General features: G+C 37.0%; 10 protein-coding genes. 4 read left to right on the forward strand and 6 right to left on the reverse strand.

Annotated elements, in window-relative coordinates:
• Nucleotides 1–12: 12 nt before the first annotated feature.
• Nucleotides 13–861: a GNAT family N-acetyltransferase gene (locus BN999_RS15595; RefSeq protein WP_096272845.1), complete on the reverse strand. Its 849-nt coding sequence runs from the start codon at nucleotides 859–861 to the stop codon at nucleotides 13–15.
• 127 nt (nucleotides 862–988) lie between these two features.
• On the opposite strand from BN999_RS15595, the gene BN999_RS15600 reads away from it, so the two are divergent.
• Nucleotides 989–1,168 carry an SE1832 family protein gene (locus tag BN999_RS15600; protein WP_096272847.1) on the forward strand — a complete coding sequence of 60 codons (180 nt, stop codon included), beginning with the start codon at nucleotides 989–991 and terminating at the stop codon, nucleotides 1,166–1,168.
• 66 nt (nucleotides 1,169–1,234) lie between these two features.
• Here the strand turns inward: BN999_RS15600 and BN999_RS15605 are convergent, their stop codons facing one another.
• Entirely contained in the window at nucleotides 1,235–3,073 is a 1,839-nt protein-coding gene (locus BN999_RS15605; protein ID WP_096272849.1) for a cation:proton antiporter, read from the reverse strand.
• A gap of 295 nt (nucleotides 3,074–3,368) precedes the next feature.
• On the opposite strand from BN999_RS15605, the gene recQ reads away from it, so the two are divergent.
• Both recQ and BN999_RS15615 read left to right on the forward strand, forming a co-directional pair.
• Nucleotides 3,369–5,513 carry a DNA helicase RecQ gene (recQ, locus tag BN999_RS15610; protein ID WP_096272850.1) on the forward strand — a complete coding sequence of 715 codons (2,145 nt, stop codon included), beginning with the start codon at nucleotides 3,369–3,371 and terminating at the stop codon, nucleotides 5,511–5,513.
• Nucleotides 5,514–5,611: 98 nt separating this feature from the next.
• Nucleotides 5,612–5,938 carry a hypothetical protein gene (locus BN999_RS15615; protein WP_096272852.1) on the forward strand — a complete coding sequence of 109 codons (327 nt, stop codon included), beginning with the start codon at nucleotides 5,612–5,614 and terminating at the stop codon, nucleotides 5,936–5,938.
• A 192-nt stretch (nucleotides 5,939–6,130) separates the two neighbouring features.
• On the opposite strand, the gene BN999_RS15620 is transcribed toward BN999_RS15615, so the two are convergent.
• The 4 genes from BN999_RS15620 to BN999_RS15635 form a co-directional block, all read right to left on the reverse strand.
• Complete coding sequence (locus tag BN999_RS15620; protein ID WP_096272854.1) at nucleotides 6,131–6,835, reverse strand: DUF421 domain-containing protein; 705 nt, start codon at nucleotides 6,833–6,835, stop codon at nucleotides 6,131–6,133.
• 81 nt (nucleotides 6,836–6,916) lie between these two features.
• Nucleotides 6,917–7,699 carry a class I SAM-dependent methyltransferase gene (locus tag BN999_RS15625; RefSeq protein ID WP_096272856.1) on the reverse strand — a complete coding sequence of 261 codons (783 nt, stop codon included), beginning with the start codon at nucleotides 7,697–7,699 and terminating at the stop codon, nucleotides 6,917–6,919.
• Nucleotides 7,687–9,573: a S41 family peptidase gene (locus BN999_RS15630; protein ID WP_096272858.1), complete on the reverse strand. Its 1,887-nt coding sequence runs from the start codon at nucleotides 9,571–9,573 to the stop codon at nucleotides 7,687–7,689. Before BN999_RS15630 ends, BN999_RS15625 begins: the two co-directional genes overlap by 13 nt.
• Before the next feature lie 140 nt (nucleotides 9,574–9,713).
• Nucleotides 9,714–10,958: an aminopeptidase gene (locus tag BN999_RS15635; RefSeq protein ID WP_096272860.1), complete on the reverse strand. Its 1,245-nt coding sequence runs from the start codon at nucleotides 10,956–10,958 to the stop codon at nucleotides 9,714–9,716.
• Between the two features lie 202 nt (nucleotides 10,959–11,160).
• Here BN999_RS15635 and BN999_RS15640 point away from each other — a divergent pair, with 202 nt between their 5' ends.
• Nucleotides 11,161–11,493 (forward strand): winged helix-turn-helix transcriptional regulator, encoded by a 333-nt coding sequence (locus tag BN999_RS15640; protein WP_303621466.1) that lies wholly within the window; start codon nucleotides 11,161–11,163, stop codon nucleotides 11,491–11,493.
• Nucleotides 11,494–11,627: the final 134 nt, after the last annotated feature.

Genomic DNA, 11,627 nt, shown 5'->3' on the forward strand with positions numbered 1-11,627 from the left:
TGTCCTTTCCCATTACTCAAACAAACAGTCAACCGAATCTCCAACTACATAGTAACCTATCTTTTTATATATACTATTGGAGGTTGGATTGGAGAGATCGGTATATAAACTACAAAATGTTGCTCCTTCATTTAGTAGTATCTGAGATAGAGCTGCAACAACGCTTGTTGCATAGCCTTTTCGCTTATGTTCATCAGGGGTAAATACTGCATTAACGGTAGCACCGTTTCTAGTTCTTCTGGAATTATTCGCCATGGAAACTAGTTCGCCCTCTGTTTCCCAAAAGTAGATAGATCCTTTTTGGATATAGGACCTTGCCATACTATCTGCTTGTGTTTTCGCTATTTCCATATTTGCTTGTTCTCCAAAAAGTCGCAACCAGTCCCGAACTAGAGATACATGTTCCTCTTGGCCTTGAATAAGCTTCCCCTTTGGATCTGGTGTTACTTTTACTTCATCTAACTGATAGATTAATTGTTTCATATGTGTTTGTTCACTTTTACCGGTTAAATCTTTCCATAAGCCAACAAATTCGTCTACTAACTCGGAGGAACCGATTACTCCTGGTACTGGGTATTTATGTTGAAATAGAAACTGTACTACAGCCTGTATCGCATGTTCATGTTGGTTATTTACTGTTGGTAGTATCCATTTGTTTGGAGGGGTTTGCATAAAAGCATATATAGGCTCTCCGTTTTCTTCCACTATCCCTAGTCGAATGCCATCAGTAAATACACCAATATTATTCTTTCCCCGCTCTAATAATCCTAGCATTAAATTATTATTAGTTTCTTGCTGGAGTAGTAAATCTTCTACTCTTTCAAGATACCGTTTAATCGATGTTTCCAAGAATACCTTCATTGCAAATTCCCCCTTTATGTAGATGTCTAGCTCCAAGCGTCTTCCTATAATAATTGAATCTATTTTACACCAATCAGTTGTTTTGTAAAGGGGTTCCCGTTAAACTTAAGTAAGAGGAGTGATATTCATGACAAAGAAGGAACTTGAAAATAAGCTTGATGAATTAAAATCAGATTATGTTCGTATACAAAGTGACTTAGATAAATTAGTTTATGTCAGGGGAAGAGCATCTTCAGCTGAGGAGCAGCTTATTCGCTTAGAAGGAGAAATTGCTGAGGTTCGTAAACAATTAAAAGAATTCGAATAAGAGCGTACGACCATTACGGTTCGTACGCTCTTTCTTAATAAGTACAGGGCTCACCCTGTACGCTGCTTATTCTACTTCACCATTTCCTAATCTTGCTTGAATCTTAGCTTTTTCTTTATTTCTTGGCATTAAACTTACAATTGTATCGCCTGTGCTTGGTACCGTACGCATTTCCTCTGAATAATACTTAATTTGACCAGATGGCTTAATTAAGTATAGGAATACCGTTTCTTCGTCCTTCTCATCTAAATACTGACGATACGTGTATTGATCGGTAATCGTTGTACGCCTGAAGACAAAGCCATTCTCAATCTTCTCTTTTAAATCTTCTAAGTTAACTTCCTTCTTGAAGAGGATTCTTCCGCCAACTTTAGAAACAATGTCTCCTGTCTTATAGACGGAATCAAAATGACTTACTTTAAAGACATTTGTACGGCCATATTCCGGCATAAATGTCGTACAAACTAGTGAATTATATGCTTTACTATCAGTTGCTGCTATCAAGTATTCATATGGAATAGTATCCAAATGATATTCTGTTTGCTCAGAAAGGATCTCCTCATGATAGAAAGGAACTCCCGCTTCTCTTGCAACTTTTAATCTTTCCCATGAACTATCCACGATTATTATTGGCACATTAGATTTAGCCAGTGACTTTGCCAGTTCAACCGTGAAGGTATTACTACCCACAATCAGTGTTCCTGGTCTACCTTCCATTGAAAGATTTAATTTCTTAGCAAGCCATCCAATAGAGAAACCATGTGCTAATACCGTGAAGAACACAAGTCCAAAGGTTAAGGTTGTAAGAATATTAGCATCCTCATACCCTGCTTCTAATAAAATAGTTGCAAAGTAACTAGATACCGTAAGTGCAACAATACCTCTTGGCGCAATCCATCCTACTAACAATTTCTCATTAAATGTTAGTCCCGTTCCAAATGTTGAAAGGAAGATAGATAGTGGACGAACAAGGAACATCATTAACAATACATACCCGATAATATTAGGGCTAAAGATTTCTAAAAGAGTTTCAATTTGTAATGATGCTGTCAGCATAATAAAGATTGCAGAAATTAACAGAATAGAGATATTCTCTTTAAAGTGACGCATATCTGCTACGGAGGAAATGCCCATATTAGCAAGTGTGATCCCCATCGCGGTTACAGATAGTAGCCCTGTTTCATGCATAATTTCATCAGCTACAGTGAAACAGAAGATAACTACCGTAAACACTGCAGGAGATTTTAGAAATTCTGGGATATGACCTCTTTCAAAGACGAAGCCAATACCCTTCCCACAAAACCAACCAAATATCGCAGCGAATATGGAAGCTGCAAAGAACATCATTAATGCTGTTCCATCTGGATCTGTAGCAGTTAGATAAGCTATGATTTCAAAAGCGAATACTGCTAGAAGTGCCCCAATTGGGTCAACAACAATTCCTTCCCATTTCAGTATCTTTGCAGGTCTAGGCTTTAATTTTGACTGGCGAAGTAGTGGCATAATAACAGTCGGACCGGTCACAATAAATAATCCACCAATAACAAACGCTACTGGCCAAGACAAACCCGCAATATAATGTGCTGTTAATGAACCGAGAATCCATGCTATAAATGCACCCACTGTAGAAATTCTAAAAACGGGTTTACCTAAACCTCGAAGTTCTTTAAAACTTAAATTCAAACTACCTTCAAATAAAATAATTGCTACTGCAACAGAAATAATCGGACTATATAAACTGCCAAAATCTTCTTGTGGATTGATAATTCCCAAGAATGGACCAATGACTAAACCAGTTACGGCCATGACAACAATAGCCGGCATACTATAACGCCATGCAACCCACTGTGATCCAATTCCAAGTAAGAAGATTAACATAATCTCAAGTAATAAAGAAGATACCATTACATGCCCCCTATTATAAAATAAAATATATGGTCATTCTAATTGTCCATTTAAAAAAAGTAAACTAATTGCTCCTTAAAAATTAATACGTTTTATTAACAAAATGAACTTAGTGTTACTATTATCCTCTTTTTATGAATTATTTAATTATGTCGCAAAAGAGATTTTATACTTTTCATTTTTTATTACTAAATTGTTAGCTTTTCATATCAGGGATAGGGTATATTTGCTAATTTTATCAACTCGTTTCTCACTAAAATATATGGTAGGATATACAGGTGAGAGGAGTAATGTCATGATCCTAGAACAAGAAAAAGTATTAAAAACCTATTTTGGATATGAATCTTTCAGACCGGGGCAAAAAGAAATTATCGAACGAGTTGTCAGAACAACCAACACATTAGCGGTCATGCCAACCGGTGGCGGTAAATCGATTTGCTATCAGGTACCTGGGTTGACTTTAGACGGAACCGCTATCATCATTTCCCCATTAATATCACTTATGAAAGACCAAGTAGACTCTCTCCTAGCTTTAGGAATTCCCGCAACTTTTATTAACAGTTCCTTAACCAATGAAGAACAGGACAATCGTATGGCCGGAATTGCCGATGGACGATTCAAGTTCGTCTATGTTGCACCGGAACGATTTGAGTCTTACGGGTTTGTGAATGTGATCAAGCGAATTAAGATTTCGCTGGTTGCTTTTGATGAGGCACACTGTATTTCCCAATGGGGACATGATTTTCGCCCAAGCTATCGCTCCATTGTTCCGAACCTAAAACAGATTGGTAATATTCCAGTTTGCATGGCCCTTACAGCAACAGCTACAGAAGAAGTAATTTCAGATATTCAGGAATTACTACATATCGATCAACAAAATGTCATCAATACTGGCTTTGCCCGTGACAATCTTGCTTTTCATATTGTCAAAGGGAAAGACCGGACAAGCTATATTCGCTCCTTTCTTGAAGAACACTCTGGTAAATCTGGTATTATCTACACCGCTACCCGTAAACAAGCAGATGCACTATTTGACCAGCTTGATAGTCGCGGTGTACAAGTAGCAAAATATCATGCTGGTATGTCTGAGCAAGCTCGTAAGCAAGCACAAGCTGCATTTATACATGATGAGAAACCAGTTATGATTGCGACAAATGCTTTTGGTATGGGAATTGATAAGTCAAACGTACGCTATGTGATTCATTATGCGATGCCAATGAATATCGAATCTTATTATCAAGAAGCAGGTAGAGCAGGACGAGATGGAGAAGCTAGTGACTGTATCCTATTGTTTTCCCCACAAGATATTCAGTTACAAAAGTTTCTCATTGAACAGTCCTTGATGGATGATGTTGCCAAGCAAAATGAATACCGGAAACTTCAATCCATGGTCAACTACTGCCATACACAAGGTTGCCTGAGTAGCTTTATTTTAGATTACTTTAAGGATAGTTCTCCATTCGAAAATTGTGGTAGATGTAGTAATTGTGTAGAGAAGGTCGAGAAAACAGATATTACAGAAGAAGCACAAATGATACTTTCCTGTGTCAAACGGATGGGTGAACGATTTGGTGTCAGCATGACAGCGAAAGTGCTAAAAGGATCCAAAGATAAAAAACTTCTAGAATTCAGACTGAATACTCTATCAACCTATGGGTTATTATCAGCTTACACTGAAAAAGAGATTACTGAGCGCATCCACTTTCTAGTTGCAGAGCAGATGTTAGGTACAGAGGAAGGAAAGTTTCCAACACTTAAATTAAATCAGGCTTCTATCGATGTGTTGAAAGGGAAACGAAACGTTGAAATGTATACTGCTCCTATCCCAACAAGTGAAAACGATGACTACCATAAGGACTTATTTGAAGACTTACGCGCTAAAAGAAAACAAATGGCTGACGAACTTAATGTTCCTCCTTATGTGTTATTTTCAGATGCAACACTTAAAGAGCTTAGTAGGTATTTCCCCGTTACCAAGGAGGATATGCTTGAAGTTAAAGGAATTGGGGAGAAGAAATATGAGCAATATGGTGAAGTATTCTTAGAGGTAATTAAAAAGTGGCGAGACGAACATCCAGAAGCGAAAACTAGAGTGAAAATATCCGGTTCGACACCACCTCCAAAACCGAAGAAAAAGGAAGAAGAAGGACCTAGTCATCTAGTTAGCTATAAACTATTTCAAACAGGGAAGTCCATTAAGGACATTGCTGCCATACGTGAGATGACGACCATTACAGTTGAAAATCATTTGTTTAAAGCGTTTCAAGATGGATACCCCATTGCATGGAATATCTTCTTTAATGAAGCAGAAGAAGCCACTATCTTAGCTGCAAGAGAAGAAATAGATGAACCAAAACTTAAACCACTAAAGGAAGCATTGCCAGAGGGTTATGATTACTTGAAGATAAAAGCTGTATTGGTGAAAAACGGATTGATGTAGTTCATGGAGTGCAATGGCACTCCCTTTTTTTCTTTCGACTTCTAATTATTTTCGTTTCTGTGTATAATAGATACCACCATTTAAAAGGGGGCTATATGTTGAAGAAATACTTTGCCCTAACGATACTTATTTCCGTCCTAACATACTCCTGTTTGGTTGGATTTCTGGATATGAAACTCGATAATCCATTAGTGATTCAAGAAACAGAAACAATCAGTTCCTCTGTTCCAGGGGATCTCCATCCGGTTGATGGTGATGTAAAACAAAAGGGACACCACTTTAACTATGAACTTTTTGCAACACTAATATTAATTGTTACCTTTTCCTTCAATTGTATTATTCAACTTTTCAAGAGACTTACCCTGCTTTTCCCAGTTTTCCATCAATCGAGTTATTTGATCACTTCTCCTTCGAATTTATTTTAAATATAAATTTAAGGAGGAGGAATATATATGATGTGGGCTCGTTTTATTATGATGGGGTTCTTTTCTTTATCTGCCCTAATGTTGATTTCTTACCAAGGTATAGAAATATTCCAAGCTTATTTGGATTACTTTCGTAAAAACTAATACATCATTTTGGAGAAGTGTTTTGCACTTCTCCGTTTATTTTGTATCCTAATAAAACACAACGTTAACTTCTCCACTATCATCAACGGTTGCTAGTAATATATCACTCAATTCTGCATGTTCATATATACTCGCGATTTTATGTAGAAGCCAAGCATCGTCTTTTCCAATTTGCTCTAAAGCTTTATAATCAATCTTCTTTTCTTTAATGACTGTTATAGGAAGCTTAAAGGGCTTAACCATTTTTCCAAATGTAGCAGGTGTTAGTGTCTGGTGTTCAGATTTTAGAAAGATAGAGACGGTTCCACCTGGTTCCCATAGGGCAAGAGCGACCTTCTGAATGTCCTCTGTATTATTCTTCCTTAACTCTGCCATTAAAATATCAATTGAAATTCGGACTTTCTTTAAATTCTTATAGATAATCGACCCGTTTTCTATTAGGGGTAAAGGAGAAGGAATAAATAACTTTCTTATGCCCGGGAATCGAAGACTCAGCCCTATTCCGAGTAAGTACAGCACTAAAATAACAACCATCGTAATCATAGATCCTTCTAATCCAAGCCCTTCATCTGATAGGGGGTGGGCAATAATATTACCAATTAGTAATACAATAACAAAGTCCAGTAGGCCAACTTGTGATATTGTACGCTGACCCATGACCTTTACAACCACAACAAAAAATGTAAAGCCAACCAATGCTCTTAATGTCCATTGAACCCAAGTTAATGTCTCTTGAGAACTGAAGAAATCCATCCAAACATCCACCCTAACTAGAGAATATACTCACTCTAGTTTGAACAGAATCAATAGATATTATTTTCTATTTCTTAATATCTAATCTACCTTTATTTTCATAGCTCTTGTTGCAATAAACGTATTAATATAGTGATCTAGCATCCGACTTCCACCGAAGTTATCTTCGTAGAATCCTGTAATTACAAAACCTGCATCAATTTGTCCTTGGATTTGATCTTCTAAACTATGCCCAAATTCTAATGCGCGCTTAGATTCCCTATATTGCTCCAGTTTCTCCTCTGTTAGGGTCTCTAAGTCAGAATACGGGATTTTATGTTTAACAATCAGATTCCCTTTATCCTCTTCTTCATCATCAAAAATATAGAGGAGTGGATTCGTAATTCCTGCAATAAGGATGCCCTTATCTTTTAATACTCTAGAGGCCTCTTTCCAAACCGGTAGTACATTTTCAACAAATACATTTGATACAGGATGTACAATTAAATCAAACGATTCATCCTCGAAAAAGTGAAGATCTGACATACTTCCTTGGATAGTTTGGAGTGTTAGTCCATCTCGTTTAGCCACATACTGGTCTTGTTCTAATTGTTTCAAAGACAGGTCTACAACCGTGACATCCGCGCCTGCAGCAGCTAGTACCGGACCTTGTTGGCCACCACCAGATGCTAAACAAAGTACTTTCAAGCCGCTTAAGATTTTAGGAAACCAATGTCTTGGAACCATTCTCCCTGCTGTCACTCCAATTCCAAAGTCCCCTGCCCTACTCTTTTCAATGGTTTCTGAACTTACAGGTCTTGTGTAATTGCCCCCGTCTTCCACCTTTTTGTCCCATGCTATACTGTTTTGCTTTAATACATCCATGATTCATTCTCCTCTAATATATATTCCAGCGCTCTCGTTATATATTCGTCTTCTCCGTTCTGAATTCCTTCTAACGTTCTTTCCACTAGAATGTCTGGCTGAATCCCAACCATATGAGTTTGGGTTCGATCATTATTTAGAATTTCCATCCCTGTAAATACCCCAGTCAAATTACCCGGGATATCAAATACTTGGACATTACCGTCTGCCCCAGCAGTTGGTTGCCCAATTATAGTTGCTAATTGGTTATCTTTAATCTGTCCAAGTAAGAATTCTTGGTTACTCATGTTCCCTGCAAAGGTGAGAAATACTACTCTCCCTTTAAATTTAGGATCCTTTGGTTGAAGCGAATATCTCGGTAGTTCATCAAATGTAACCTCTTTTTGATCCGGGTATATCGTTTTCATTACTCGTGCTATAGGGGATTGAACAGGTTTGTTAGTGAGTCTTGCAATAATTTCTTCCATATCTGCGGCTTTTTGTACATCCCATCTAAAATCTCTTAGGTCAAATATAACGCCCTTTGCATTGAGAAGTGTTTCCATCTGATTTTCCAATTCATCGAAACGGAAAAAGTCGATATAGTAGATCTCATCCTCTATTTCTTTAAATGATTCTTCGTTGTTACGATTAAACAAATCTAGTTGTGAAGAATTAATACTAGGTTTAACTGTTACTTCGAATATTCTCCCTTCTCGTTCTATTTGCAAATCAGCACGTTCTTCATGGCGAATCATTTGGCCCAAGATAATATCTTTAAAATGAGGAGAACCTGGAATAATCTCTCTAAGCTCTTCTAAATAGTTAGTAGTGTCCTGATTATTAATTGACAAAATAACATCACCTGGCAATAATTCCGATTCCTCACTTGCAACTGTAATAATTAGTTTATCTTCAACCATCTCCACCATAAATGGATACTTAGGATCAAATAGATTAAAGGTGTCTAATGTATGAAAGGCGTGTCCATCCCCTGTCTTTTCAAAAAGTCGCATAACGGATCGTACATAATCATTTCTATTCCCATTATCTCCAACATCTTTAAGTGCAGGTAATAATTGTTTCTCCCAATTTGAATCTGTTACATGAAAGTACGGATAGAAATGGTTTAGAGTATTCCAGGTTATGATTATATCCGCATAGCGAACATCTTCGTTTTTGGAAGTCATATCAAGATTTATAAAGTTCTCTTTAAGATTCTTGAGTTTAGCTTTACTCTCCTCACTACTTCCAACGGTTCCACTTTCATTCTTGTATAGAACCAGTGGTACGGATGTATATATGTTAGGACTTATCTTTTCGTTTATGGTTTCATTAATAGTTGGAAATTCTTCAAACAAACGATTGTTTTCTACTTCGTACCCATTATCTTTTACTATGGCAATAGTACGTTGACTCTTGTAGAGACTTTCTCCACCCTCAATCGTACCTAATCCGTAATGTTGCCAAGCAATTACTTCACTGCCATCCTTATATTCAGCAGGTTGCTCTGGGGTTTGATTATCCATATACAGTTGGATTGTCGGTGCAATTGGAACAAATAGCTCCTCTAATGTTTCTTTCAATTCTTCTTCACTTGCGGATTGTTTCACCTTACTAACTCCATATATAGCAAATTGATTCCATTCTCTTGTACTTAAACTTGCTACTTCATCACTTGGATGAAAATAACGAACATAACCATAAAGCTTCGCAAATGCTACGATATTGCTATATATCTGATCTTCTGTGATATCAACATTTACCTTCTCCCCCACTAACTCTTCTCTATCGGTTTGCGGCTGTACAACCTTGTTATAATAAAAAACAAAGCTAAGAATAAATCCCATAATACCAACGGCAATGAAAATATATTTCTTATAATTTTTAAACATAATGAGTCTCCTCTAATCCCTAGTTGTTACAATTCCATACGTTTATTTCTAGAAATGGTTTCACTATTATTAGAAAACTCCGAAAACCCTCCACATAAAAAAACCTGCTACACGTAACCGTGTAACAGGTTCTCTTTACGTTATTTATTTTTAATATCTAATGCCCAAGTTCCATTACGGAATACAGCTTCTGTTGTACCATCAGCTTTTACACCATCAATATCTAATTGCTCTGATCCAAACATAAAGTCAACATGTGTTAAGCTGTCATTTACTCCAGCTTTATCAAGCTCTTCATCACTCATTGCAGATCCACCTTTTACATTCGTTGGATATGCTTTTCCTAAAGCAACATGACAAGATGCATTTTCATCAAATAGCGTGTTATAGAAAAGTAAACCTGATTGTGATACAGGTGATTCATGTGGTACTAGTGCGATTTCACCTAGACGGCTAGCACCTTCATCTGTTTCTAGTAAATGTTTTAGGGTATCTTCTCCCTGTTCAGCTTTGAAATCAACTACTTTACCATCTTTAAACGTTAAAGTGAAGTTGTCGATTAAACTACCACCATAGTTCAATGGCTTCGTACTTGATACTGTACCATTTACACCATATTTATGTGGCATGGAGAATACTTCTTCTGTTGGCATATTCGGATTGAATGTGATTCCTTTTTCCGATACAGCGGAACCACCTTTCCAAATATGGCCTTCTGGAAGTTCCATTTCTAAATCTGTTCCAGGTGCTTTAAAGACTAACTTCTTATAATTCTTATCATTTAACACTTCGCGTGCCGTTTTTAATGTTTCATTATGCTCGTCCCATGCTTTGATTGGATCTTCTTGGTCAACACGTACAATCTTAATGATTGCTTCCCAAAGGCTTGCAATTGCATCTTCACGAGACTTGTCAGGGAAGATTTTCTGTGCCCAATCACCAGTCGGGATGGAGATAATGGACCAAGTAATTTTATCATTCATCGTATACTTGCGGAAATTTGTCATTGCTTGTGCTGCAGCTTTATTTGCTTTAGCAACTTTTGTCGGATCGATATCTTTTAAAAGATCTGGATTTGTTGAACGAATGGAAAGTACTGCAGCCCCGTCCTCAGCATACATATCGTGAAGCTTTACTCTCCACTCAGGAAATTCACCAATTACTTCATCAGGAGCATATTGATATTTCCAAAGAGTTAGATCATCGTCTCCCCAATTAATATGTACATCCTTTGCACCTAATTCGTATGCTTTTTTAGCAACGATTTTGGTGAAGTCAGCTCCCTCGATAGAGGAATTTATCATTAATGCTTGCCCTTTTTGCAAATTAACTCCTGTGCGAAGGGCTAATTCTGCATATTTCTCTTGAATTTGTTGAGATACCATTAAAAAAACCTCCAAATAAAAAATTATTTCGCATATCGTTATTATTTCATAAATTCGCAAAATATCCAACTACAAATATACGAGATTAGTCGATTTGTAATTATTGGTATTTTACACCGTTCCCTCTTTTATGATACAATTCTAGTAGTTACTTTTTGTAAGCTAATGAATTCTTTCGATTAGAAATGTGAGGTGGATTATCATGAGTGAATTATGTCCACGTTTTGAAAAAGCTATGCAAATTATTAGTAAACGCTGGGTCGGATTAATTCTTTTTGAATTACTAGATGGACCGAAGCGTTTTTCTGAGATGGAGTCCAATTTACCTGTCAGTGGCAGATTACTATCTGACCGCCTTAAAATGTTAGAAAAAGAAGGTATTGTTGACCGTAATATTTATTCTGAATTCCCGGTTCGTATTGAATATACCTTGTCTAAAAAAGGTGAGTCGTTACGTCCTGTTATTGAGGATATTCAGAGTTGGGCAAATGAATGGATCGGCTCGGATGAAGTCGATGATGTTGTAGAAAAGTAAAGTTGAATTCTAACTGTTACTTTCACAACTAATAGAAACTAAGTAGTAAATTAGCATTTTGGATAGAGCATCATGCCCGCTACGAAAATACACTCCGCTTTCCACGGGCACGGCCTCAGCCTCCTCGAGGGAAA

Source organism: Paucisalibacillus globulus (assembly GCF_900184735.1).
In the GTDB taxonomy this organism is placed as follows: domain Bacteria; phylum Bacillota; class Bacilli; order Bacillales; family Amphibacillaceae; genus Ornithinibacillus; species Ornithinibacillus globulus_B.

Bases quoted from the DNA above. Each gene is read 5' to 3' on its own strand.
- BN999_RS15640 (WP_303621466.1), top strand. From the start codon at position 11,161: ATGAGTGAATTATGTCCACGTTTTGAAAAAGCTATGCAAATTATTAGT.
- BN999_RS15635 (WP_096272860.1), bottom strand. From the start codon at position 10,958: ATGGTATCTCAACAAATTCAAGAGAAATATGCAGAATTAGCCCTTCGC.
- BN999_RS15630 (WP_096272858.1), bottom strand. From the start codon at position 9,573: ATGTTTAAAAATTATAAGAAATATATTTTCATTGCCGTTGGTATTATG.
- recQ (WP_096272850.1), top strand. From the start codon at position 3,369: ATGATCCTAGAACAAGAAAAAGTATTAAAAACCTATTTTGGATATGAA.
- BN999_RS15605 (WP_096272849.1), bottom strand. From the start codon at position 3,073: ATGGTATCTTCTTTATTACTTGAGATTATGTTAATCTTCTTACTTGGA.
- BN999_RS15620 (WP_096272854.1), bottom strand. From the start codon at position 6,835: ATGGATTTCTTCAGTTCTCAAGAGACATTAACTTGGGTTCAATGGACA.
- BN999_RS15595 (WP_096272845.1), bottom strand. From the start codon at position 861: ATGAAGGTATTCTTGGAAACATCGATTAAACGGTATCTTGAAAGAGTA.
- BN999_RS15600 (WP_096272847.1), top strand. From the start codon at position 989: ATGACAAAGAAGGAACTTGAAAATAAGCTTGATGAATTAAAATCAGAT.
- BN999_RS15625 (WP_096272856.1), bottom strand. From the start codon at position 7,699: ATGGATGTATTAAAGCAAAACAGTATAGCATGGGACAAAAAGGTGGAA.